Genomic DNA, 24,273 nt, shown 5'->3' on the forward strand with positions numbered 1-24,273 from the left:
ACAAATTATAATATCTATTTTTCTTCAATAATATTTTGGTTTCTCATTAATATTTTCTTCCCACGCCATGAGAATGCCCGGTGCCCATATTTAGCTTTGAACTCTTTGTTTGTAAGCATTTCTAGTTCATTAATATCGATGTGTGGTTCGATTTGTTGGAACTCGGGAATTGGTGTTGTGGGAATACCTTGATTATGAGGGCACACCTCTTGGCATACATCGCAGCCAAATACTAATGGGGTTTTAGCGATAATATGTTGTTCTTGGTCGGTGAGTTCTCCTTTTTTCTGGGTTAAGTAGCTTTTACAAGTATCATATTTGAATTCTTCGTGCCCTAAGCATTGACCTAGACAAGCGGTAATACAACGATTACAACCCATGCAAGATTGTTCAAGTGGTGTGTTCGGCTCAAATTCTAAGGTGGTTAATATCGTTCCTATTACTACGTAGGATCCCCATTTAGGACTGATAAAACAATTGTTTTTGCCATAAAAGCCAAGGCCTGCTAAGTATGCCATGTAACGGTCTGCCAAGGGAGAGGTGTCACAATGTATAGAAAACTGAGCTGAAGTATTCATTTTTTGTAATTTTTCAATAAGTTTTTCTAAATATTCATTAATGACCAGGTGATAATCTGTGCCCCATGTGTAGCGGGATAGATTGGATGGACCATTATGTTCTACGTAGTATGGAAAGAGACAGACAATAGCACTTTTAGGTGTGAACTCAGTTGTTCCTAGTAGTCGTTCCTCCACATCTGCCGCTGTAAATGGACAGGGATTAGTTTCGTACAAAATGGTTTTTGCATTTTCAGGTAGAGGCCAAGGAGCAATCCCAAATTCATAAATATGTAATTCTTTGCAAAATTCCTGTAAATTTATATCTTTCATCATAGATTTAGTGGCGAATAATTGGTAAAATAAAAGTATAAGAAACGTGAGGAATTCTATAGATTCCTGCTAAGTTTGTAGTTCGGTGATATCTGTATTTTTGTGGTTATCATCCAGTTCTGTTAGTATTAGTATACCATTGAGAGGACAGATTATGTTAGCATTTATGAAAGTATTACAACCGAAGACGGTGGAAGAGGCTTATGAATTAGCCACAAAAAACAAAACTGCCCCAATGCTAGCTGGCGGCTGCTGGTTGCGTTTAGGTCGACGCACATGGCCTGCAGTGATTGATATGGCTAGTCTTGACTTGCGTTATGTTCGCGAAGAGGATAACGAATTTGTCATTGGTGCTATGGCAACGCAAGGCGACGTGGAACGTTTTGAGCCATTACAACAATTCTGTGGTGGTGCTGTTGTTAAAGGTGTTAAAGAAATTCTTGGCATTCAATTCCGCAACACTGCTACTATGGGTGGATCTGTAGCAAGCCGCTTCGGCTTCTCCGACATTATTCCTGCATTAATGGCAGTACATGCAGACATCGTTACTTTTAAAGGCGGTCGCATGTCCATACATGACTATATGAAATACAGAGAACGTGATATCCTCGTGGAAATTCGTATCCCTAAAGTAGATGTGCCTGTAGCTGTAGAGGCTCTTCGCATCTCTCGTGGTGACTTCCCAGTGTTGACAGGTGCTCTTCGCCGTGATGACAAAGGCGTTGAAGTGTACATCGGTACAAGACCTGGCGTGCCTCAATTAGCAGAAAAAGCAAGTGCTCTGCTTTCAGAAAAAGGATTGTGTGCAGCAAAAGAAGCAGGTCAATTAGCATCTGAAGAGTTAGTTTACCAATCTAACTCTCATGCTTCCAAAGAATATCGCATGGAAATGGTAAAAGCTATGGTTCAACGCTTGTCTAAGGAGGTGGCACAATAATGGAACTCGTACTTAATATTAATAATAAAAATGTAACTGTTAATGTGCCAACGGATGAAATGTTGTTGGATACATTGCGTAATCTTGGTTACTATAGCGTACGTTGTGGCTGTGACACAACAAACTGTGGCCTTTGCACCGTATGGGTAGATGACGAAATTATCTTGTCTTGTGCATATCCTACATTCCGTGCGCCAGGTCATAAAATCACTACATTAGAAGGCTTGCAAGAAGAGGCTGAATTATTAGCGGCTTGTATTGCTAGCGAAGGCGCTGACCAATGCGGCTTCTGTACAACTGGCATGATGATGAGTGCTATCAACTTGAAACGTAAAAATCCAAAGGCTAGTGATGATGAGATTCGTGAATACCTCATCGGTAACTTGTGCCGTTGTACTGGCTATGAATCACAACTTCGAGGGGTTCGTAAATTCTTAGAAGGAGGCCTAAAATAATGAATAAGCACATTGGTAAATCTTATGACAAGGTTGACTCTAAAGGTATTTTGACGGGTAAACCGTCTTATACTGGCGATTTTGTTCCAAAAGATGCGCTCGTTATTAAGGTTCTTCGTAGCCCTCATGCACAGGCGCGCATTAAATCAATCGATACATCTAAAGCTAAATTGATTCCTGGCGTAGAAGCAATCTTTACACATGAAGATGTGCCTAATACTCGTTTTACCTTGGCTGGTCAAACCTATCCAGAGCCATCTGCTTATGATGCGCTTATTTTAGACCCTGTAGTTCGCTATGTAGGCGATGAAGTGGCTCTTGTTGTTGCAAAAGATGAAGCTACAGCACTTAAAGCGATGCCTCTTATCAAGGTTGAATACGAAGTACAAAAACCTGTGCTCGATATGCATACGGCTATCGACCATGAAACAGTAGTCCACCCTGAAGATGATATTCATAACAATATTCCTGTAGGTCAAGATTATAAACGCAATATTTGCGTATCTTATCATAAACGAGTAGGTGATATTGAAGCTGAACTTGCAAAATGTGATTATGTAGTAGATGGTACTTACTTTGACCAAGCTACACGCCAAACAGCAATGGAACCATTCCAAAGTTATGGTTACATTGATGCATTGGGCCGCGTAGTTATCGTATCTTCTACACAAATCGTATTCCATGTGCGCCGTCATATTGCGCGTGCATTAGGAATTCCGGCTACAAAGGTTCGCGTAATCAAACCTCGTATCGGCGGTGGTTTCGGTTCTAAACAAACGGCTTGCACAGAAATTATGACAGCTTTTGTGGCGTGGACATTGAAGAAACCTTGCTACCTCTTATACGATCGCACTGAAGCACAGACTTGCTCCACTACACGTCATGCTCGTGAATGGAAAATCCGTGTAGGTGCTACAAAAGATGGAATTATCAAAGTAATTGATATGGACTCCATTACTGATGCAGGTGCTCATGCAACTCACTGTTTCACTACTACTACAGCTGGTGAGCATAAGTCCATTCCTTTATACAATAAAGCGACAGCTGTCCACTACGGTACAGAAGGCGTATACATGAACCATACACCAGGCGGTGCATTCCGTGGTTATGGTGCTACAGAAGCGCTATGGCCATTAGAGTGTGCTGTTAATAATTTGGCAGATAAAATGGGTGTTGACCCTGCTGAATTGCGTCAAAAGAACTTGATTGCTCAAGGTGAACAAAGCTTGGTATACGCTCCAGATGAATACCTTGACTCTGGTCTATTCCAAGATACAGTAAACCGCGTAAAAGAAATGGCGCGTTGGGATGAGCGTCCTCATTCTTGGGATATTGACGAACGTTATCGCGGTGGCCTTGGCATGGCATTAGCATTACAAGGTTCTGGTGTTGCTAACATTGACGTAGCATCTGTAGAAATTCGTCTTGGCGATGATGGTAACTATACATTGTATACGGGCTCTTCCGATATGGGCATGGGTGCTAATACTGTATTGACTCAAATGGCTTGTGAAATCATTGGCTGTCCTATGGAATACATGACTGTTGTTGAATCTGATACAGACATCGTACCATTTGATCCAGGTTCCTATGCATCTAGTACAACATACGTAACTGGTACGGCGACGAAAATGGCTGCTGAAGAATTACGTACTAAGATTATTGCTAAGTTCGCTCAATTCTTCGATACAGATGTAGAAAACATCGATTTTGATGGCGTTGTAGCTACCACAAAAGATGGTTCTCAAACTATGGATATCCATCAATTAGCTCCAAAATTATTGGTAGGCGTTAACGCTGAACAATTGTCTGGTTTCGCTACCTGGGGCAGTCATACATCCCCACCTCCATTCATGGCAACTATTGCAGAGGTAAAAGTAGACAAACAAACTGGTAAGGTTATTCCGCTTCATACATATTCCTGCATCGATTGCGGTACTGTTATTAATCCTAAATTGGCTCGCGTTCAAGTTGAAGGCGGCGTAGTACAAGCTATCGGCATGGCGTTGTATGAAGATGTACGCTATTCTAATAATGGTCGCTTAGAGACTAATAACCTTATGACTTATAAAATTCCAACCCGTCAAGATATTGGCGAGTTACATGTAGACTTTGTAGAGTCTTATGAACCGACAGGCGGATTTGGTGCCAAATCTATTGGTGAAGTTGTTATTAATACGGCTAGTCCAGCTATTCAACATGCTATTAAAAATGCAGTTGGTGCGGACGTTCGTACATTACCTATGACACCTGAGAAGGTATTTATGGCTATGGACGAGAAATATAAAGTATAGAGATTTCTATTTACTTTTCCTTTCTAAGGAGGCCTGGTTTTATGACATCACAAACATCCTATTGGAATCGATTGATTCAGCCGGGAATCGTGGCCCTTGTTGGGGCAGGCGGTAAAACGACTGTGCTTTCAAAATTAGTAGAATATGGAAGGCTGAAAGGTCAGCCCATCGTAGTTACGACTACGACTCGACTCTATGAATCTCAAGTGGCTCATTATGAACCGATTTATACTCGAAATATTAATGAAGCTGATGAATATTGTACTGATCGTATTTTGCGTGGATATTGTGGTGCGTGGTTCTCTGGCATTACAGGAACAAAAGTGGACTCCTTAGATTGTGATCTTATCGATGGTTTAGCAAAATTGCATCCGAACTGGCAAATTGTAGTGGAAGCAGATGGGGCAAAGGAAAAATGGCTTAAGGCGCCTAAGACGACTGAGCCAGTCATCCCATCTCTCACAAAGACTACGATTGGTCTTGTGAATTTACAAATGTTAGGAGCGCCGCTTGATGATGAGCACGTACATAATATCGAGCTCGTTCAAGATATTGTGAAACGCGATATGGGCGCCATTGTAACGCCACGCATGTTGGCTGATCTTGTGCTCCATAAACAAGGTTTATTCCAATACAGTAAAGGTAAAAAAATTCTGTTCTGTACTGGTTATGAAACGGTGCAACATCGTATCATTGATGATTTTATTGATCATATTGTAGATAGCGACATTTCCGATATCATCTTAGCTGATGGATACAAAGCAAGTTGTGAAATCCGTCGCATTATTCAATGTCGGTAGGTACTCATGTCTTATGTGAAAGCAAAATCTAATACCGCTTTCAGTCCCATGAGAGACCCCATAGACCGTCGTCCTTTGTATATTGGTATTGTCCTCCTCGTAGGAGGTCAATCCAAGCGCATGGGATGTAATAAGCAACTTTTGCCTTGGCGTGGTAAAACTGTTTTAGATGCGGTCTGTGGGGCTCTTCATTGTGGATGGAATGATTCGGTAGAACTTACTGAATCCTGTAAACTACCTTTTGTAGCGGTTACTGGTGATGATCATGAAAGATTAGAACCTATAGTTACGAGCTATGGGTTTGAAGTGGTTCAGAATGAACATCCTAATCGTGGACAAGGCCTGTCCATAGCGATAGGAGTACGTCATTTGGTAGAAAACTCACCGATACCGCTAGACGGCATTCTTTGTTCTGTAGGGGATCAACCACTATTGACTGGGAATGTTGTACATCAGGTTATTAGTGCATTTAGTGATAACTTTCATTCGAAAACTATCGTCGTCCCGCATTATGGGGCGAATTATCAGTCGGGAAATCCTGTTCTATTTGGTTCACATTGGTTTGAATCATTGCAACATATCCAAGGGGATCAAGGTGGCAAAACTATCATTCGCGGTAGTGGTAAAGACCATGTTATCAAATTGTGGATTCGTGACGATATTGGATATGATATTGACACACCCGATGATTTTGAGCGTTTGAAACAACGTGAAAGTGAGGCATTATGAAACCATTAGTCCTTATGCGCGGAGGCGGAGACATCGCTTCTGGCGCTGTATATAGATTGAAACGTGCAGGCTATCCTGTGGTGATTAACGAAATCGCCATTCCTACCATGATTCGCCGTGAAGTATGTTATGGCAATGCTGTACATCGCGGAGAAATGATTTTGGAACGCTTTGTAGCACGTCATGTAGCCCTTAGTGAAGTAGCAGATACGTTGGCACAAGGTGTTATTCCCGTTGTGACTAGTTCATATGAAGAGCTACTTGATACATTGAAGCCAGCTATTGTTGTAGATGCTATTTTAAGTAAAAAGAATCTTGGTACCAAACGTGATGATGCAGATCTCGTCATTGGTGTGGGGCCTGGATTTACTGCAGGGCATGATGTGGATGTTGTCATTGAAACCATGCGCGGTCATTACTTAGGTCGTTGCATCTATGATGGTCCAGCGCAGCCTAATACGGGGATTCCCGGTAATGTAGGTGGTTATACTCATGAACGTGTTATTCACTCATCAAAGGCTGGTCTGTTTACAGCTAAGCGCCATATCGGCGATTCTGTACAAGCTAATGAAGTCATTGGTTATGTAGATAAAGAGCCAGTGCGGGCAAAAATTACAGGTATTCTTAGAGGTATTCTTAAGAGCGGACTCATCGTATCCGACCATTTTAAATTGGCCGATGTAGATGCCCGTTGTGAAGAAGCTCATTGTTATAGTATTTCAGATAAATCCCTTGCCGTTGGTGGCGGTGTTTTAGAAGCTGTTACTGCATGGGAGTATGAAAGGAATCAAGATGGAAACGATCTATGATGTGATGAAAGACCGTCTTCAGCTTACAGAAACTACGCTGATGGTTACTGTATTGTCTGGCCCTCGTCAAGGGGATAAGACAATTTATGCTGAAGATGGTAGTATTTTGTATGGTACACCAATCGAAGGATTTATAGTAGATAAAGCAAAGCTTAATTCTTTATGCATGGTAGGCGAAGCGGAATGTTTCGTACAACCTGTAGAAAATGATCCATCTGTCCTCGTATTGGGTGCGGGTCATGTGAGCCGTGCTATTACCGATTTATTATTATTTATCGGGTGTCGTGTAACCGTTGTAGATGACCGCCCAGAATATGTAGTTCCTGAATTCTTTGATGAACGTGTAACTCGTAAATGCTTACCATTAGAAAACTTTAAAAATGATCTACCTCTTGATGAATATAATGGGTTTATCATTGTTACTCGTGCTCATGAGTATGATAATGTATGCTTAGAACAATTGCGTGATTATTTGCCAACCTATATGGGTGTTATGGGCAGTCAAAAGCGTATTCATTATGCATTTGAAGTATTGCGTGAACAAGGTTGGACACAAGAAGAATTAGATATGGTATATGCACCAATTGGTCTAGACTTAGGTGCACAAACCCCTGAGGAGATTGCATTATCTATCGTTAGCGAATATTTGGCAGTGGTGCGTGGTAAAAAAGGCGGCTCATTGCGGAAAGGTAGAGTGAGCTATGAATCGTGAGTTTATTGAATATTTAAGTGCTCGTAAAAATGAAACACTAGCTGTAGCTACTATTTTATTTACCCGTGGTTCTACACCGCGTAAGGCTGGTACATCTATGGTAGTATTCCCAGATGGATCTATCTTTGGTACTATCGGTGGTGGTCGTGCAGAAAATGAGATTCGTCTAAGCGCTGTTGATTCTTTGAATAAAAAAGAAGCACATCGTCGTATCGAAGTTCTTTTAGATGACGATGTAGCTGTAAAAGAAGGTATGGTGTGTGGCGGACAGATGGATGTGTGGATTGAAACACAAAACATTTAAGTTCATAACTATAGAAAAAATAAAATCTTATACTCGTTTATAAATTTACAGTGTTTCTAAAATGAGTTAAAATATAAGGTACAGCCAAGCAGTTGGTTGTACCTTATTATTTTGTATAAGGAGCTATTTTTATGCATATTGACGCACTTATACATACCTTTAGGCTTCTTGATATTGCTGATATCTTAATCGTTGCCGTAGGTATTTATTACTTATATAAATTGCTTAAAGATACACGGGCCGTTTCTCTTTTAAAGGGCCTCGTTATGCTAGCGATTCTAAATTTATTGAGTCATTTGCTGAATCTATATGTTATCAATTGGATTTTGCAACAAAGTATGACCGTTCTTCTCTTCGCATTACCTGTAGTATTCCAACCGGAATTGCGCCGTGCTTTAGAACAATTGGGCCGTGGTCGAATTTTCAGTAAGGCACAGAATGTCAACGAAGAGGAAATGGATATGGCTATCAATGAAGTGATGGCGGCGGCTCGCGTTATGTCTCGTGAGCATACTGGGGCACTTATCGTTTTTGAACGTGAAGTGGGCCTCAATGACTTCGTTGATACAGGCATTTTAATGGATGCTGTGTTGAGCCGTGAGCTAATTAAAAATATTTTCGTTCCTAGTACACCACTTCATGATGGGGCGCTGATTATCCGCGATGGACGTATTCGTGCAGCGGGGTGTTTGTTGCCACTAACTGAGGATCGTACATTGAGTACTGAACTTGGTACACGTCACCGTGCAGCCATCGGTTTGTCTGAACAAACTGATGCTGTCGTTGTTGTGGTCAGTGAGGAAACGGGGACAATTTCCTATACCTATGGCGGCCATATTTATCGCCATTTACCGGAAGATCAAATTAAAGAAGCGTTGCGTACATTTATGGAACGCCCTCGTCAAACCATTACTGGTATGTGGAAATGGGGGGCAAAAAAATGATGATACATTTGAAACGCAATTGGCCAGCTAAGTTGTTATCATTGCTAGCGGCTATCGTCATGTGGTTCTTTATCATGCGAGATCAGAACCCTGTGATGGAGGTAACCTATACAGTACCTGTTCAAGTCCAAAATCTTGATTCCCATTATATTATAGAAGATGCACCTGATGTAGCACGCATTGTCCTTTCGGGCCCTCGCGATACGATTATGGCTATAAAGGCAGATAATCTTCGTGCATATATTGATGCATCTGGTGTAAAACCAGGTCAAAATAATGTAACCATTGGATTTACCCCTCCAGCGGGGATGAGCCTTGTGGAGGTTAAGCCTGATACTGTAACAATTAATGTAGACGAATATGCAGAGCGGAAAATACCGGTTGAAATTGTTCCAATTGGTAAGTTCTCCGACGATGTTGCTCTCAAGTCAGTAACCATTGTACCGAAAGAGGTAACTGTGTCTGGACGTAAACAGCTTGTTAACGCTGTAAATAAGGTTGTTATGAAGGTTAATATCTCTGGTCAAACCAAGAACTTTAGTGCTGTTAGTACGTTAGAAGCCTGGGATATATCTGGTAATGTATTAGATGTACACATCAATCCGAGCCAAGGTCAAGCGCAATATGAACTAAACTTATTGCGTAAAGATAAAGCGGTTCCTATTACAGTACCAACGGCGGGAACGGTAGCTGATGGGTATGAAGTTAAGTCTATATCCGTTACGCCGACTCAATTAACTGTGACTGGTCGAGAAGAAATGATTGATTCTGTTTCAGAAATTCAAACAGAACCAATTGATCTTACCGGTGTAACGAAGGGCATTCAAGGTAATTACAACTTGGTATTACCGAGTGGTGTCAATAGTAATGTTACTACAGTACATGTTAAGGTAGATATACAAAAGAAAACTACGTAGTTTATGAGGTTAAAGAGGTAATAGTAATTTCTAAAATTGTTATTACTAAAAACCTAAATTAAAAATAAGACCCTAATAGAGGATAAGATTAAACTCTATTAGGGTCTATTTTAATGCTTTATGGGGATACTCTGTTTATTATGTATTAGCTTTTACAGTAATATTGTATAATAGTATTGTATGACCAATTTCTAGTAGGTTAAATTTGAAGGATTTAGGTCAAATAAGAAAGAAATTTGCTAACCTAAAAGGATAGCTTAAATAAGGAAAGATATGATTAGAATAATAAATCTCCGCGTGGCTGTTACGGTCAAGTCGGATATAAAGGATATTGTAGAAAAGAAATATCCCCAATTGCGAGGCGCTATTGAAACGATTCACGTTGTACGACGCGCTGTAGATGCTCGTAAAAAACCGAATATTGTATTTGTGTATACCTTGTTTGTTGAGGTTCATAAGGAAGCTCAAATCATGAAAAAACTAGGTAAACAAAAGGATGTATCTGTATTTACTCCAGAGGATCCAGAACCTATTGTTTATGGTAATGTGCCGTTAGCACATCGCCCTGTAGTGATGGGCTTTGGTCCAGCTGGGATGCTAGCTGCCTTTTATTTAGCTCGTGAAGGGTACCGTCCAATCGTTCTTGAACGAGGTCAAGACGTTGATACTCGTAGCCAAGATGTAGAAACGTTTTGGAAGGAGGGCGTATTCAAGCCTGAATCTAACGTACAATTTGGCGAGGGTGGTGCAGGTACCTTCTCTGATGGTAAACTGACAACCCGCGTTACACATCCAAGATTGCATGAAATCTCCAAATATTTTGTAGAGTTCGGCGCTCCAGAAGAAATCTTGTATAAACATAAACCTCATGTAGGTACAGATAAGTTGCGTACCATGGTAAAAGCTATGCGTGAACGCATCATCGAATGGGGTGGTGAAGTTCGCTTTGGCGCTAAGATTACCGATTTATTTATTGAAAATGACCATATCGTAGGTGTTGAAGTTAACGATAACGAACGCATTGATACGACGGTTGTCCTTTCTGGCGTAGGTCATAGTGCACGCGATACGTACGAAATGTTACATAAACGTAATGTAGAAATGACGGCAAAACCATTTGCTATCGGTGTTCGTATTGAACATGATCAGGCTGTCATTGACGAGTCTCAATATGGTGTAGAACCATCTAGCTTAGGTCTTGGTGCAGCGGAATATTCTCTTGTGTACCATGATAAAGAAACAGGCCGTACAGCGTATAGCTTCTGTATGTGCCCAGGTGGTCAAGTTGTAGCATCTGCGTCCGAAAATGGTGGCGTTGTTGTAAATGGCATGAGTTTATATGCTCGTGATAGCGGTGTTGCGAACAGTGCTATCGTAGTTAATGTAGGGCCTGATGACTTTGGTAATCATCCACTCGATGGTGTAGCATTCCAACGTGAATGGGAACGCAAGGCATATGAATTAGGTGGAGCTAACTTCCATGCACCAGCGCAGACCGTAGGTCAATTTTTAGGACTTTCACAAGCACCAAGCGTACAAGATAGCACATATAGCTATGAACCAGGCGTAGTAAATTGCGATTTACATGATTGTTTGCCACCATTCGTAACGTCCGTGTTGGAACGAGCATTGCCGTATTGGGGACGACGTATTCATGGATTTGATGATCCTGCGGTATGCATGACTGGTGTTGAAACACGCACCTCTGCACCGCTTCGCATGGGGCGTAATGAAGAACGTATTTCTCCAACTGTAGGTGGATTTTATCCTATGGGGGAAGGTGCAGGCTATGCTGGCGGTATTATGAGTGCAGCCCTTGATGGAGCAGAAACTGCCATTATATGCATGGCAAAATATGCAAAACCTAACTAGTTAGTAGTAGAATGTATTGTGAAGTAAACTACAGTATAGGTTCATTTTGGTACTGTAAAATAGTATATCTGTATAGTATATATATGTGTGGTGTATATATTGTGATATAATACACAACAGTGAATATATAAGGACTTGTGATTTTCACAATCCCTAGAGGAGGATAATTATGGCTCGTTTATTTGGTACAGATGGTGTACGTGGTGTTGTTAATGAATTTTTAACACCTGAATTAGCCTATCATTTAGGCCGTGCAGCGGCTACATATTTTGGTAAAGAAAAAGACCATCCTACATTCTTGATTGGTCGTGATACGCGTATTTCTGGCTCTATGCTTGAAAGTGCGTTAGCATCCGGTATTTGCTCTGTTGGCGGCAATGTTGTAATTGCCGGTGTTATTCCGACTCCAGCAGTAGCTTACCTTGTACGTCAACAAGGCTTTGATGCAGGTGCTGTTATTTCTGCATCTCACAATCCATATCCAGATAATGGTATTAAATTCTTTGATGGCAATGGCTATAAATTGCCAGATGAAGTAGAAGATCAATTAGAACAATATGTTCGTCAAAGTGCAGATAATGAATTACCACGTCCTACAGGTGATGGCATTGGTACCATTGAGTACAATAGCAATTTAGCTCATTTCTACGCTCACTTTGTTCGCCACACAGTTGATACATCCCTTGAAGGTTTGACTATCGTATATGATGGTGCGAACGGTGCTGCATCTAGCGTAGGTCCTGAAATTTTATCTGGTCTTGGCGCTAAAGTAATCAACATCAATGTAAATCCAGATGGCTTGAATATCAATGATCACTGTGGTTCTACACATATCGAAGGCTTGCAAGTGGCTGTACAACAACACAATGCAGACCTTGGTATCGCTAACGATGGTGATGCGGACCGTTGCTTATTGGTAGACGAAAAAGGTCAAGTTCTCGATGGTGACCAAATCATGCTATTGTGTGCTCTTAAATTGAAAGAAGAAGGCAAACTCAAAGATGATACTGTAGTTGGTACTGTTATGAGTAATATTGGTTTCCACAAAGCGGCAGAAGAACTAGGAATGAAAACAGTTTCTACTGCTGTTGGTGACCGTTATGTTTTGGAATACATGCGTGAACATGACCTCTCCGTTGGTGGTGAGCAATCTGGTCACGTAATCTTCTTAGATCACAATACAACTGGTGATGGCATGTTAACAGCTGTTCAAGTGGCGGCTCTTATGAAAGAAAAAAATCAACCACTTTCTGAGTTGGCTGGCATTATGACTAAGTATCCTCAAGTTCTTATCAACGTTCGTGTTGCTACAAAAACAGGTTGGGAAGACAATGATATTATTAAAGCTGCCATCGTAACAGCAGAAGGTGAACTTGGTGATGAAGGCCGCGTTCTAGTTCGTGCATCTGGTACAGAACCACTCATTCGCGTAATGGCAGAAGGTCCTAACCAAGAAGAACTACAAGCACTATGCCAAGAAATTGCTGATATTATCGGTAGAGAACAAGGGTTAGCAGACTAACTCTTAATGAGTGATATTTTAAATTGAATAATCATAATGAATAACCTTTTTGTTTTGGGTTATTTTAAGATTAGAGGGTATCATTATGAAAACAATAGGTTTAATTGGGGGAATGAGCTGGGAAAGTACGATTACGTATTACCAAGTTTTGAATGAAACTATTAAGCAAGTTTTGGGCGGCTTACATTCTGCAAAATGTATTTTATATAGCGTTGATTTTGAAGAAATAGAAAAGTGCCAGGCAAATGGCGATTGGAATAGAAGCGCTGAAATTTTATCCGATGCGGCTCAATCTCTTGAAAAGGCCGGTGCTGATTATATTGTTATATGCACGAATACAATGCATAAAGTGGCGGATGAAATAGAAAGACATATTCACATCCCTCTCCTTCATATTGCGGAAATGACTGCAGTAGAGTTAGAAAAATCAGGTATTACAAAGGTAGGTCTACTTGGTACCAAGTACACGATGCAACAAGATTTTTATAAATGTATCTTGGAAAATCGGGGGATTCATGTTGTTATCCCTAACGAAGATCAAGTTGAACTTGTAAATGATATTATATACAATGAATTGTGTTTAGGTGTTATTTCTAATGAATCTAAACAACAATACTTAGATATTATTGGTGATTTGGTAAAATCTGGTGTACAAGGTGTTATTTTAGGCTGTACTGAAATCGGACTACTTGTTAAACAGGATGATACGGATATACCGTTATTTGATACTACATTGATACATGCAAAAAATGCGGCGTTGATTTCTATTGATGGAGCATAACTTTTGATACTCTTATTTTTGTGTGATAAATCAAAAAGGATATCTGTATTTGAACTGCTATGAGATTTGAATAAAAAAGAAGAAAGCACTACTTTGAATTGCAAAATTCAGAGTAGTGCTTTTGCCATTATTTATCAGCTACAACGAGTTTATATCCATTCAAGTGAATGTTATTATTTGTTGTGTCTTCGTTAGTTAAAGATTTTACATAGCTATCACCAGTGAGTGTCCAGGTAGAGTCTTTGCTGAGTTTTATTGTAATTTCTTTAGCGGTGTTATCTGTGTTTACAGCGCCTACGAGGCTAGATCCATTAGTCATATCTAGTGCGACAGTGCTGATGGAGTCAGCTACGATGTTACCGCTAAGTTCTTGATTAGATGCGCGGAGTGTGAGGTGTCCACCGTTTTCACCGTCTTTGCCCCAGCGGGAGTCTGCCGCAGCTTTCACCAGTGTCGTAGTGTTTGGCATTAAGATTGTGTTGCCTGTAAGGTCTGCTTCAGCGGTGGTGTTGTTTACATAGATGAACGCACCTGTGGAGTGGGTTGTGAGCGTATTATTTTCAGCTTTGAGGCGTGCAATACCGCTTTCAGCATCACCGGAGAAGCTTTGGTAGAGCATGAATCCATTGTCTTTGTAGCCAGTTACATTTGAGTTTGTAAGGGTAATGGAGTTTTTGCCTTCTACAACGCCAATTTCACTGTTATTAGCTACGCCGTTCACATTGTTAGCTGTAATATTGCCAGTAGAGTAGATAATAGGACTACCTGTACCAGAGGTTGTAAGTTTAGCGGCTTCCGCAGTAATCGTACCTTCGCCACGGTCAGTAGCAAGGGTAGCAGAGTGAGCACCTTCAGTAGTGATCGTTAGATTTTTACCATTTACTGTGCCTTTATACGTAGCATCTAGACCACGAGAGGAATCGCTTTTAGTGTGAATATTAGTGTTCTCTACGTTGATAACAGAGCCTTCACCAGTAGCAAAGACTGCATTGGAACCATTGGAGTTAGATGTAATATTGCTACCCTTAATGTTGATTTGGCTGCCATCAATACCAAGAATTACCACATTTTGACCTCGGAAATTACTGTTGTCATCGCTTGTAGTATTACCAGTTTTATCGAAAACGCTGTTTTCGATATTTACGACTGCTTTATTTTTGCCTATGAAAGCATTCTGGTCAGATGTTGTATTAGTAATTAATTCATGAGCGATAGATTTGTTTTCTGTTACTACAGACGTACCTGTGAAAGTACTAGGATTTACTTCGGCTTGTGGTGCCATGCCAGTAGGGGCTCCGTTTTGCATATCTGTTGGAGGTGCCCCGTTTTGACTTCCACTTGGAGGTGCTTCATTAGGAGCACCTACTGGCGGTTGACCTGCAGGTGGTTTACCATGTGGCGCACCATTTGGTGGTGTGCTACCTTGAGCAGATGGTACAGTTGGAGCTTGTTCTGTAGTGGTTACAACAGCTACGTTAGTATTCGCTTGTGTTTCTGCTGCAAAGGTTGGAATGAAAGCCAATGTAGATAAGGCGGCACCTAATACTGCAGGGAGCACCCAACGGCGTAATTTTCTGTATTGTATGTTATTTTTATGTATTTTATTTTTCTTTTTTATAATTGTTTTATTCATACTATTTCTCTCCTAAATTGTATAAATTGATTGTAGTTGAATAGTAAAATCTAATTGCATAAAATATAGATTGATAGCAGTATAATTTCTTACAATGAAAATACCGTGAAGTATAGAAAAAATCTTTTATCTTGCCTTTGAATTAGGTTCGGAGGTTTACATTTTATCGATTTTTTTAGTATAATATAGCTCAGTACATAATTCATATTTGTACTAATTCTGCCGTATATCATAGAAAGGAAGACCGAATTCGTAAAGGCGAATAGCGCAAGTACCCGCGAAGGCAGTCGTTAGGGTAGACGAGGTGAAGAGTGATCGAATAATCAGCGGATGCTCTTCCGGCATATTCATGTCGTAACAGATACTAAAAAGCCCATCGGTAACGATGGGGACAAAGTGTATCTGAATGAATTGTATTCAAATACTATTTGATACATAATTTGAACATTAACTTAGATTGTTAAGTTAGAATAGTAATTTGTTAGCCTTAGTTTTTGGCTGGGGCTAGAATGCCCCCAGTATAGGAGGATATACTTATGTGCGGTATCGTAGGATACATTGGCTTTAATCAAGCATCTGATTTCTTATTGGACGGTATGGCGAAATTAGAATACCGTGGTTATGACTCTGCAGGCATCGCTATTATTGGTGCTGAAAATGTAATCAAAATTCAAAAAAAGGTTGGCCGTCTAGCTAATCTTGAGGCGATTGTAAAAGCAGATCCTAATGAAGGGACTGTAGGTATTGGTCATACACGTTGGGCTACTCATGGTCGTCCATCCGATATGAACGCCCATCCTCATGCATCTGAAGATGGTAAATTTGCTGTTGTTCACAACGGTATCATCGAAAACTACATGCCTTTAAAAGAAGAGCTCATCGAAAAAGGGTACCATTTCAAATCTGAAACTGATACAGAAGTAGTAGCTCATTTATTAGAGGATATGTACGATGGCGATTTCGTAAGTACTGTACGCCGCATGCTCGCTCGTGTTGACGGTGCGTATGCTCTTGAAATCATCTGTGCTGATGAGCCAGACAAAATCATTTGTACTAAAAAAGAAAATCCATTGGTTATCGGTCTTGGTAAAGGTGAAAACTTTGTAGCATCCGATATTCCAGCAATCATTAACTACACACGTGATACATACATCTTGAGCGATGGTGAATTAGCTATCGTAACTCGTGATAATGTATCCGTATTTGACCGTGAAGGTAATGCTATCGATAAAGAAGTATTCCACGTAAGCTGGAATGCAGAGGCTGCTGAAAAAGGTGGTTATGAACACTTCATGTTGAAAGAAATTCATGACCAACCTAAAGCTGTACGCGATACATTTGGTACACACATCTCCGAAGATGGTAAAACTGTACACTTTGAGGAATTGAACTGGACAGCTGATGATGTAGCAGCTTTCAACAAAATCCTCATCGTTGCATGTGGTACAGCATACCATGCAGGTCTTGTAACAAAACAATATATTGAAAACTTGGCGCGCATTCCTGTAAGTGTGGAAATTGCATCTGAGTACCGTTATAGCAATCCGTTAACTGATGATAAAACATTATGTATCGTTATCAGTCAATCCGGTGAAACATCTGATACATTGGCTGCTTTGAAAGAGGCTAAACGTCATGGCGCTAAATCCTTGGCAATTACAAACGTAGTAGGTTCCAGTATTTCCCGTGAAGCAGATAATACTGTGTACACATGGGCAGGTCCTGAAATCTCTGTAGCGTCTACAAAAGCGTATACTACTCAATTAGTAGCAGGCTTGTTGTTCGCTGTATACCTTGGCCAATTAAATGGTAAAATGGATCCGGCTTTAGGTGGAGAAATCCTTAGCGGTGTTAAAAACTTGCCTACATTGATTCATGAAATCTTTGAAGTAGACGAAGATATGAAAGCCTTTGCTAAACATTATGGCTTCAAATCTGATGCGTTCTTCTTGGGCCGTGCTATCGACTACGCAGTAGCGATGGAAGGTGCTTTGAAATTGAAAGAAATTTCTTACATCCATGCTGAAGCATATGCTGGTGGCGAGTTGAAACATGGTACATTGGCTCTTATTGAAGAAGGCGTACCTGTTATCGCATTGGCTACACAAGAAGATGTATATGATAAGATGATCAGCAACATCCGTGAAGTAAAAGCTCGTGAAGCTGTTGTAATCGGTATTGGCATGAAAGGTGACGAAGAATTATCTAAACACGTAGACCATACAATCTATGTGCCTCGTGCAAATAAATTCATCGCTCCAATCCTTGCGGTTGTACCATTGCAATTATTGGCGTACTACGCAGCGATTACACGCGGCGCAGATGTAGATAAACCACGTAACTTGGCTAAATCTGTAACCGTAGAATAATATATATAACCAACAGTGCCTCGGCACTGTTGGTTTATTTCAATATAGGGAGACTATTATGGCAGTTATATTTTCCGGCATCCAACCAAGTGGGGAATTAACACTTGGCAACTATTTGGGGGCTTTACGTAATTTCTTAGAGTATCAAGATACTGATGAATGTTATTATTGCATCGTTAACCAACATGCGATCACTGTACCGCAAGATCCAAAAGAGTTATTCCAAAATACTCGTAATTTGGCTGCGTTATACCTCGCTGTTGGCCTCGATCCTAAAAAGGTAACATTATTTGTGCAATCCGAAGTGCCTGAGCACGTTAAACTCGGTTGGGTTATGCAATCTATCAGCTATGTTGGCGAATTAGAGCGTATGACACAGTACAAAGATAAGTCTCAAAAGCAAGGTGACTCTATCCCTACAGCGTTGCTTACGTATCCCCCATTGATGGCGGCAGATATTTTGTTATATGGTACTAACTATGTTCCAGTAGGTGAGGACCAAAAACAACATCTTGAGTTGACTCGTAATTTGGCAGAGCGTTTTAACCGTAGATTTGGTGAAACTTTCGTAGTACCTGATATCAAGGTAGGCGAAGGTGGTGCTCGCGTTATGAGCTTACAAGAGCCAACTAAGAAAATGAGTAAATCTGATGATAACCAAAATGCTACAATTCGTCTTTTGGATGCACCAGACTTGATCGTGAAAAAATTGAAACGCGCTCAAACTGACTCTGATAACGCGGTGCGTTATGATAAAGAAAACAAACCTGGCATTTCTAACTTGATGGGCATTTACCGTGCTATCACAAAAGACAGCTATGAAGCTATCGAAGAAATGTATGCCGGTAAAGGTTATGGCGTCTTCAAATCCGATATCGCAGACCTATTGGTGGCAACTCTTGAGCCAATTCAACAACGTTACAATGAGTTGATTACAAGCCCTGAACTCGATGTTATTCTCGATGAAGGTGCTTCTAAGGCTCATGCTAAAGCAAGTCAAATGTATCGTAAAGTAGAGCAAGCTATGGGCTTGTGCCGTAAATAAAATCATATAGTAGACTTTCAATTTGTGAGGTAAGCCATGACGAAACAAGAGGCGATGGAACGCTTTTCATCAGGTACCGTACAACAGAGCTTAGAAATACATCGTGGAATTCAGTGGGCCGGTCGTATCATCGGTCTATTGGTTTGCGCCTTAATTGTAAAATATATGCCCGCCGATTGGGCTGAGCGTATATGGTATTACCTGTTGTTACTCGTAATATTGTGGACCCTTCATAGATTAGGTGAAAGTCAAGCATTTATCTGTGAAAAGGGCCTCGTGTTAAAGCGAAGGCCTTTTTCTGTGAAAGAATACTTTCACAGCCTCTTTCATGGCGATGAATATTTTGTCTTTGTCGATTATGAGCATATCATTGGATTTACTGAAGGTTGGCGTGAGTTGCAGGCCATGAATGGTCATGGTGGGATTTATGTAATACCATTAGATCTCGCACAGGTAGGGTATAAAGACAAAATGGCCATGATTGAAGCGATTCATAAGCATTCAGATACATAATGTATGCGTATATACAAAGGATTAAGTACTATAATCCTGTATGAACCATGAGAGAACTAAAAAATTCTAAAATTCATCAAATTAGCTATTTACAACTTTAATAAACTAAAGTATAATACAATCATCGGGTACAGACATGAGTTCTGTACAGCATATATTAGCAAGTAGTTAAAGGTGTAATACACCGTGGAGGATAGTTATGAATTGGAAAAAGATGATGGCCGTTGGCCTTGCAGCAGTATCTATGATGGTATTTGTAACGGGTTGTGGTAGTGATACTAAAACGGCTAATAAAGAATTACCTAAAAAAATCGTTATCGGCTTAGATGATAGCTTCCCTCCAATGGGATTTAAAGATGATAAAGGCGAAATCGTAGGTCTTGATATCGATATGGCTAAAGAAGCAGCTAAACGCGCTGGCATGGATGTGGAATTCAAAGCTATCGACTGGTCCAGTAAAGAAGCTGAGTTGAAATCTAAAAAAATCGACGCTTTATGGAATGGCTTAACAGTTTCTCCTGAACGTGAGAAAAATATCTTGTTCTCCAACACATATATGAAGGATAAACAATACATCGTCGTTCGTAATGAAGATGAATCCATTAAATCTAAAGCAGATCTTGCAGGCAAAGTAGTAGGTGTTCAACAGGCAAGTACTGGTGAATCTGCATTGCAAAACGATCCAAGCGGTAAAACTGTGAAAGAAATTAAATCTTATGCTGATTTCGTAAGTGCTTTCATGGATCTTGGCATTGGTCGTGTTGATGCAGTTATCGCTGATGGTGTTATCGCTCGTTACCTCATGACAAAAGAACCTGGTAAATACAAAATCGTAGAAGGTACTGATTACGGTGTTGATAACTTCGCTGTTGGCTTCCGTAAAGATGACACTGCATTACGTGATAAAATCAATGGTATCTTAGCTGAAATGAAAAAAGATGGTACTGCTGATAAAATTGTTGAAAAATGGTTGGGCTCTAGCGCAGACTTAGATAAGAGCGATGCTAAATAGTACAATTCGTGATATACTAATAGTACTATGGTCAGTTTGTACAACAGATAATTAAAGAACGAAATGTACACTAGAGAAGAGGCCAGATGCCTCTTCTCTAGTCGTGTTTTGAAGGAGTATTCCATGTTAGATTATTTATTGCAGATTATCCCAACTATCGCTGATGGGTTGAAGGTAACCGTATCGCTATTCTGTATTGTATGGATCCTATCCATTCCTGGCGGTATTCTACTTGCTTTGGTACGTTTATCTAAATTTACAGTGCTCGACAAAATCGTTGAAGCCTTCGTATATTTGATGCGCGGCACACCACTAATGCTTCAAATTTTATTCGTGTATTATGCATTACCTATCATTACAGATGGTGCTGTCCAAATGGATGATGCTACAGCAGCGGTGCTTACATTCGTATTAAACTACGCAGCGTATTTATGTGAAATTTTCCGCGGTGGTATTCAATCCATCTCTCGTGGTCAGTACGAAGGGGCAAAGGTTCTTGGTTTTACTTATGCCCAAACGATGCGTAAGATCATCTTGCCACAAATGTTTAAACGCGTATTGCCTCCACTTGCGAATGAGACAATTAACTTGTTGAAAGATACTTCTCTCGTATACGTATTGGCTATGAACGATATCTTGCGTATTACAAAATCTATCGTACAACGTGACTTTGACATCTCTGCCTTCTTGGTGGCAGCTTTGTTCTACTTGATCTTTACCTTTATTTTGACAAATATCTTCAACTACTTAGAAAGAAGATTTGCTGTATACGAAGATTAATCTATTCTGTAGTTGCTTGTCGTATTTTACATCTAATCATTGTTGATATAGCAGACTGATACTTAATGATTAGTATGTTTAGATAAAAGGATGCGACGATTTAAGAGGTACTTATGACATTTGTAAATATGGAGCGTATTGAAAAACGCTTTAACAATCAAACTGTATTGCGCGATGTATCGCTCAAAATGAATAGAGGGGAAATCGTTTCTATTATCGGTCCTTCTGGATCTGGTAAATCTACATTCTTGCGCTGTTTAGGTCAATTGGAGACTATCGACGGGGGCTCTATTACTGTAGATGGCACTGTTCTTGCTAGTACTGATGCTAATGGCACTGTAAACTATGCAAGCCAAGAAACACAACATGACTTGCTATTACGCATGGGCATGGTGTTCCAATCTTTCAATTTATTCCCTCATATGACAGTGCTCGATAATATTATGATCGCACCGCGTATGGTAAAAGGCATGAAAGATGATGAGATTTTACCGATTGCAGAGCGATTACTTAATAAAGTTGGCCTATGGGAAAAGCGCGATATGTATCCATCCCGTTTATCTGGGGGCCAACAACAACGTGTGGCCATCGCTCGTGCATTGGCGATGAATCCAGAAATTATGCTCTTTGATGAACCAACATCCGCTCTTGACCCAGAGTTAACAGGTGAGGTTTTAAAGACTATTAAACAATTGGCCGATGATCACATGACGATGATTATCGTTACTCATGAAATGAACTTTGCTCGTGAAGTATCGGACCGTGTCATTTTCATGGCCGATGGTGTCATCCAAGAGGAAGGTACACCAGAGCAAATTTTCAATAATCCACAGAACGATAGAACGAAAGCGTTCTTGGAGAATATGTTATAGGAGGTCTTATGAAGTTACGTTTTATTGCCGCTACATTAGCTGTAATGGCTATGGGCACGACCTCTATTATGGCAGAAGGCTTACAAGGTAAACCTGAAACTCCGCTAGCTATCGTAGATTCCCAAAAAGATTCTGCATCTATTTTGCCAGAACAGTATAAATCCTATGCTACTACGATGAATACGGTAGTTAAAGACTATAAAAATGGCTATACCTTTACGATTCCATGGCGTGTAGCTGATGGTGTTAAGCTTGATATGGATGTGCGTAGTGAAAGTGAGCATATTCAAGGCTATTCTTTCAACTTAGCAGGTCCAACTCAAGATGATTCCTATACAGTGTCTTTTACAAAGCGCAATAATACACCGCAAGATGGGGTGTCCCAAAAGGAATGGAATACGACTTGGTATGGTGTACCAATCAAGGGTATGTCTGATGAAGAATATTTGAGCATTTGGCGTCAACATAGTAATGCCTTTGAAAATAATGATATTGTTGGTGGCTTCTTTAACAAGAAAGGGGCTATATCAGCGCGTTGGGATAAGACGACACCAAAATCGTATGCTGAAATGACATCTACAGAGCCTGTTCAATCCGTATTTGAAGCGGAATTCATCATGGATAAGGACCCAACACATCGCTATAATTTAGCTAGTACTTATGCTCCTATTCAAGGGGAGTTTATGGAACAAGGCTTAATGGAACATACGATTCCATCCTTTGAATTATTAAATAAAAGTGGTTCTAGTACGATTAAAGGTGTTAAACAATTTATCTCTGGCACTAGCGATATTAGTGTAACTGAAGGCATCAAATTTAATTATCCAAAAGGATTTACCCGTCTTAATGAAAAGGGGAAAATTGCTTTCACTAAGCATAATGTACGCCTTGATATTGAATCTTTTACAATTCCAGTACAAGCAGTTAGCACAGGTATGCCTACGATGATGGGCAAACAAATGCTAGGTGATTACTATCTTAAACAATTGGTTGAGGTGAATAAGGCAACCATCACTCGATACGAAACGCATATCATCGATGGTAATGTTATGTTCTACTTGGCAGGTCATATGAAGAACCCTAATACGGCTGATACATCCGCAGCGGCACCAGTATCCTTCGCAGCTACTATTATCTTAGGTAATGAAGGCAATGTGGCTGTGTCTCGTATGATTGGCCCAGCAGGCACAAGCCTTAGCACACCAGAGCTTATCGATGTGCTTGATGGATTCAAGTTGACTACTACGTTGAATACGAACCAATCTTCGCAAGTATTATAATATACACATAATATTCTTTTATTTGTATAATTCTGTATAATTTGTGCTATAATAAAAGAAATCCTCTAGAAAAAGAGGAGTTTTCCTTGATGGTCTAGAATATAATAATATAGGCTAAACGATCTTTGATCATATCCCCTTTGAGGGATTAGAAATAGGAGGGGTTATTATGGTTACCTACAAAACTATTGTTGTACCTACTGATGGTTCTGAAAATGCTAAACGTGCGTTGGAACATGCTCTCGCTGTAGCGGACCGCAACCATGCTGAATTGATTATTGTTCACGTTGCAAATATTGTGTCTGCTATTTCCAATTTCGATCAAACACCAATTTCCGGTGGCTACGTATCTGAACAAATTGCGGAAGATATGGAAGAAACTGGTAAAGAAATTCTTAATGATGTAGTGAAAGAAATTCCTACAGGTGTAAAAGTTAAAAGCGTATTCGAAGTTGGCTCCCCTGGTCCTGCATTGTTAGCAGTAGCTAAAAAATACAATGCTGATCTTATCGTAATGGGTAGCCGTGGCCTTGGTCCATTGAAAGGCTTGTTCATGGGTAGCGTAAGTAGCTATGTAACTAGCCACTCCACTTGCCCTGTATTAATCATTAAATAATTCATATCCTGTATAGATATGATATAAAAAGAGACTTTGTTTAAACAAAGTCTCTTTTTTAATATGATAAAAATGATATAATATTTATATATATGCTCTACATAAGAGCAATCTAATTTGAGCAATATCGATTAGTTATACATAAGAAATACAGATTATAAGCATGGACATGAATGGAACTAAGGGG

Annotated in this window: 23 protein-coding genes; 21 read left to right on the forward strand and 2 right to left on the reverse strand. The window is 40.1% G+C overall.

All coding sequences use genetic code 11. From position 1 onward, the window contains the following. Positions 1–14 precede the first annotated feature (14 nt). A complete protein-coding gene (locus tag KH109_RS00835; RefSeq protein ID WP_295214912.1) occupies positions 15–890 on the reverse strand; it encodes a QueG-associated DUF1730 domain-containing protein in 876 nt (291 codons plus the stop codon). Between the two features lie 154 nt (positions 891–1,044). Here KH109_RS00835 and KH109_RS00840 point away from each other — a divergent pair, with 154 nt between their 5' ends. The 13 genes from KH109_RS00840 (at position 1,045) to KH109_RS00900 (ending at position 13,966) form a co-directional block, all read left to right on the forward strand. Further along, a complete protein-coding gene (locus KH109_RS00840; protein WP_227283275.1) occupies positions 1,045–1,827 on the forward strand; it encodes an FAD binding domain-containing protein in 783 nt (260 codons plus the stop codon). Further along, a complete protein-coding gene (locus KH109_RS00845; RefSeq protein WP_024065760.1) occupies positions 1,827–2,282 on the forward strand; it encodes a 2Fe-2S iron-sulfur cluster-binding protein in 456 nt (151 codons plus the stop codon). The genes KH109_RS00840 and KH109_RS00845 overlap by 1 nt, the downstream gene beginning before the upstream one ends. Further along, positions 2,282–4,576: a molybdopterin cofactor-binding domain-containing protein gene (locus KH109_RS00850; protein ID WP_295214751.1), complete on the forward strand. Its 2,295-nt coding sequence runs from the start codon at positions 2,282–2,284 to the stop codon at positions 4,574–4,576. Before KH109_RS00845 ends, KH109_RS00850 begins: the two co-directional genes overlap by 1 nt. A gap of 41 nt (positions 4,577–4,617) precedes the next feature. Then, positions 4,618–5,376, forward strand: coding sequence for a selenium cofactor biosynthesis protein YqeC (yqeC, locus tag KH109_RS00855; RefSeq protein WP_060923868.1), 759 nt, complete (start codon positions 4,618–4,620; stop codon positions 5,374–5,376). A gap of 6 nt (positions 5,377–5,382) precedes the next feature. Beyond that, positions 5,383–6,105 (forward strand): nucleotidyltransferase family protein, encoded by a 723-nt coding sequence (locus KH109_RS00860; protein WP_295214753.1) that lies wholly within the window; start codon positions 5,383–5,385, stop codon positions 6,103–6,105. Further along, positions 6,102–6,914 carry a selenium-dependent molybdenum cofactor biosynthesis protein YqeB gene (yqeB, locus tag KH109_RS00865; protein WP_295214756.1) on the forward strand — a complete coding sequence of 271 codons (813 nt, stop codon included), beginning with the start codon at positions 6,102–6,104 and terminating at the stop codon, positions 6,912–6,914. Before KH109_RS00860 ends, yqeB begins: the two co-directional genes overlap by 4 nt. Further along, positions 6,898–7,626 carry an XdhC family protein gene (locus KH109_RS00870; protein ID WP_295214759.1) on the forward strand — a complete coding sequence of 243 codons (729 nt, stop codon included), beginning with the start codon at positions 6,898–6,900 and terminating at the stop codon, positions 7,624–7,626. Before yqeB ends, KH109_RS00870 begins: the two co-directional genes overlap by 17 nt. Further along, positions 7,616–7,930 (forward strand): XdhC family protein, encoded by a 315-nt coding sequence (locus KH109_RS00875; RefSeq protein WP_024066914.1) that lies wholly within the window; start codon positions 7,616–7,618, stop codon positions 7,928–7,930. Before KH109_RS00870 ends, KH109_RS00875 begins: the two co-directional genes overlap by 11 nt. A 131-nt stretch (positions 7,931–8,061) precedes the next feature. Further along, positions 8,062–8,874 (forward strand): diadenylate cyclase CdaA, encoded by an 813-nt coding sequence (gene cdaA, locus KH109_RS00880; RefSeq protein ID WP_156719765.1) that lies wholly within the window; start codon positions 8,062–8,064, stop codon positions 8,872–8,874. Next, a complete protein-coding gene (locus tag KH109_RS00885) occupies positions 8,871–9,791 on the forward strand; it encodes a CdaR family protein (protein WP_060923863.1) in 921 nt (306 codons plus the stop codon). The genes cdaA and KH109_RS00885 overlap by 4 nt, the downstream gene beginning before the upstream one ends. Before the next feature lie 273 nt (positions 9,792–10,064). Continuing rightward, positions 10,065–11,663: an FAD-dependent protein gene (locus KH109_RS00890; RefSeq protein ID WP_295214764.1), complete on the forward strand. Its 1,599-nt coding sequence runs from the start codon at positions 10,065–10,067 to the stop codon at positions 11,661–11,663. 169 nt (positions 11,664–11,832) lie between these two features. Next, positions 11,833–13,185 carry a phosphoglucosamine mutase gene (gene glmM, locus KH109_RS00895; RefSeq protein ID WP_295214767.1) on the forward strand — a complete coding sequence of 451 codons (1,353 nt, stop codon included), beginning with the start codon at positions 11,833–11,835 and terminating at the stop codon, positions 13,183–13,185. 85 nt (positions 13,186–13,270) lie between these two features. Further along, a complete protein-coding gene (locus KH109_RS00900) occupies positions 13,271–13,966 on the forward strand; it encodes an aspartate/glutamate racemase family protein (protein WP_129823656.1) in 696 nt (231 codons plus the stop codon). A 127-nt stretch (positions 13,967–14,093) separates the two neighbouring features. Here KH109_RS00900 and KH109_RS00905 read toward each other — a convergent pair whose 3' ends face one another. Further along, entirely contained in the window at positions 14,094–15,599 is a 1,506-nt protein-coding gene (locus KH109_RS00905; protein ID WP_295214770.1) for a hypothetical protein, read from the reverse strand. A 536-nt stretch (positions 15,600–16,135) separates the two neighbouring features. Here KH109_RS00905 and glmS point away from each other — a divergent pair. The 8 genes from glmS (at position 16,136) to KH109_RS00945 (ending at position 24,086) form a co-directional block, all read left to right on the forward strand. Further along, on the forward strand, positions 16,136–17,968 hold the full coding sequence (gene glmS / locus KH109_RS00910; protein WP_295214773.1) for a glutamine--fructose-6-phosphate transaminase (isomerizing): 1,833 nt from the start codon (positions 16,136–16,138) through the stop codon (positions 17,966–17,968). 58 nt (positions 17,969–18,026) lie between these two features. Continuing rightward, positions 18,027–19,013, forward strand: a complete 987-nt coding sequence (gene trpS / locus KH109_RS00915) for a tryptophan--tRNA ligase (RefSeq protein ID WP_295214776.1) — start codon at positions 18,027–18,029, stop codon at positions 19,011–19,013. Positions 19,014–19,049: 36 nt separating this feature from the next. Continuing rightward, on the forward strand, positions 19,050–19,526 hold the full coding sequence (locus KH109_RS00920) for a hypothetical protein (protein ID WP_060923856.1): 477 nt from the start codon (positions 19,050–19,052) through the stop codon (positions 19,524–19,526). Positions 19,527–19,725: 199 nt separating this feature from the next. Then, the gene (locus tag KH109_RS00925; RefSeq protein ID WP_060923855.1) at positions 19,726–20,538 is read left to right on the forward strand and encodes an amino acid ABC transporter substrate-binding protein; all 813 of its coding nucleotides are present in this window, start codon (positions 19,726–19,728) and stop codon (positions 20,536–20,538) included. 123 nt (positions 20,539–20,661) lie between these two features. After that, on the forward strand, positions 20,662–21,318 hold the full coding sequence (locus tag KH109_RS00930) for an amino acid ABC transporter permease (protein ID WP_005387763.1): 657 nt from the start codon (positions 20,662–20,664) through the stop codon (positions 21,316–21,318). Between the two features lie 113 nt (positions 21,319–21,431). After that, positions 21,432–22,190, forward strand: a complete 759-nt coding sequence (locus tag KH109_RS00935; RefSeq protein WP_060923854.1) for an amino acid ABC transporter ATP-binding protein — start codon at positions 21,432–21,434, stop codon at positions 22,188–22,190. 8 nt (positions 22,191–22,198) lie between these two features. Further along, positions 22,199–23,470 carry a hypothetical protein gene (locus KH109_RS00940; RefSeq protein WP_295214781.1) on the forward strand — a complete coding sequence of 424 codons (1,272 nt, stop codon included), beginning with the start codon at positions 22,199–22,201 and terminating at the stop codon, positions 23,468–23,470. A gap of 169 nt (positions 23,471–23,639) precedes the next feature. Next, entirely contained in the window at positions 23,640–24,086 is a 447-nt protein-coding gene (locus KH109_RS00945; protein WP_060923852.1) for a universal stress protein, read from the forward strand. The last annotated feature ends 187 nt before the right edge of the window (positions 24,087–24,273 follow it).

Source organism: Veillonella sp., from assembly GCF_018381775.1.
GTDB lineage: Bacteria > Bacillota > Negativicutes > Veillonellales > Veillonellaceae > Veillonella.

Bases quoted from the DNA above. Each gene is read 5' to 3' on its own strand.
- KH109_RS00835 (WP_295214912.1), bottom strand. From the start codon at position 890: ATGAAAGATATAAATTTACAGGAATTTTGCAAAGAATTACATATTTAT.
- KH109_RS00840 (WP_227283275.1), top strand. From the start codon at position 1,045: ATGTTAGCATTTATGAAAGTATTACAACCGAAGACGGTGGAAGAGGCT.
- KH109_RS00845 (WP_024065760.1), top strand. From the start codon at position 1,827: ATGGAACTCGTACTTAATATTAATAATAAAAATGTAACTGTTAATGTG.
- KH109_RS00850 (WP_295214751.1), top strand. From the start codon at position 2,282: ATGAATAAGCACATTGGTAAATCTTATGACAAGGTTGACTCTAAAGGT.
- yqeC (WP_060923868.1), top strand. From the start codon at position 4,618: ATGACATCACAAACATCCTATTGGAATCGATTGATTCAGCCGGGAATC.
- KH109_RS00860 (WP_295214753.1), top strand. From the start codon at position 5,383: ATGTCTTATGTGAAAGCAAAATCTAATACCGCTTTCAGTCCCATGAGA.
- yqeB (WP_295214756.1), top strand. From the start codon at position 6,102: ATGAAACCATTAGTCCTTATGCGCGGAGGCGGAGACATCGCTTCTGGC.
- KH109_RS00870 (WP_295214759.1), top strand. From the start codon at position 6,898: ATGGAAACGATCTATGATGTGATGAAAGACCGTCTTCAGCTTACAGAA.
- KH109_RS00875 (WP_024066914.1), top strand. From the start codon at position 7,616: ATGAATCGTGAGTTTATTGAATATTTAAGTGCTCGTAAAAATGAAACA.
- cdaA (WP_156719765.1), top strand. From the start codon at position 8,062: ATGCATATTGACGCACTTATACATACCTTTAGGCTTCTTGATATTGCT.
- KH109_RS00885 (WP_060923863.1), top strand. From the start codon at position 8,871: ATGATGATACATTTGAAACGCAATTGGCCAGCTAAGTTGTTATCATTG.
- KH109_RS00890 (WP_295214764.1), top strand. From the start codon at position 10,065: ATGATTAGAATAATAAATCTCCGCGTGGCTGTTACGGTCAAGTCGGAT.
- glmM (WP_295214767.1), top strand. From the start codon at position 11,833: ATGGCTCGTTTATTTGGTACAGATGGTGTACGTGGTGTTGTTAATGAA.
- KH109_RS00900 (WP_129823656.1), top strand. From the start codon at position 13,271: ATGAAAACAATAGGTTTAATTGGGGGAATGAGCTGGGAAAGTACGATT.
- KH109_RS00905 (WP_295214770.1), bottom strand. From the start codon at position 15,599: ATGAATAAAACAATTATAAAAAAGAAAAATAAAATACATAAAAATAAC.
- glmS (WP_295214773.1), top strand. From the start codon at position 16,136: ATGTGCGGTATCGTAGGATACATTGGCTTTAATCAAGCATCTGATTTC.
- trpS (WP_295214776.1), top strand. From the start codon at position 18,027: ATGGCAGTTATATTTTCCGGCATCCAACCAAGTGGGGAATTAACACTT.
- KH109_RS00920 (WP_060923856.1), top strand. From the start codon at position 19,050: ATGACGAAACAAGAGGCGATGGAACGCTTTTCATCAGGTACCGTACAA.
- KH109_RS00925 (WP_060923855.1), top strand. From the start codon at position 19,726: ATGAATTGGAAAAAGATGATGGCCGTTGGCCTTGCAGCAGTATCTATG.
- KH109_RS00930 (WP_005387763.1), top strand. From the start codon at position 20,662: ATGTTAGATTATTTATTGCAGATTATCCCAACTATCGCTGATGGGTTG.
- KH109_RS00935 (WP_060923854.1), top strand. From the start codon at position 21,432: ATGACATTTGTAAATATGGAGCGTATTGAAAAACGCTTTAACAATCAA.
- KH109_RS00940 (WP_295214781.1), top strand. From the start codon at position 22,199: ATGAAGTTACGTTTTATTGCCGCTACATTAGCTGTAATGGCTATGGGC.
- KH109_RS00945 (WP_060923852.1), top strand. From the start codon at position 23,640: ATGGTTACCTACAAAACTATTGTTGTACCTACTGATGGTTCTGAAAAT.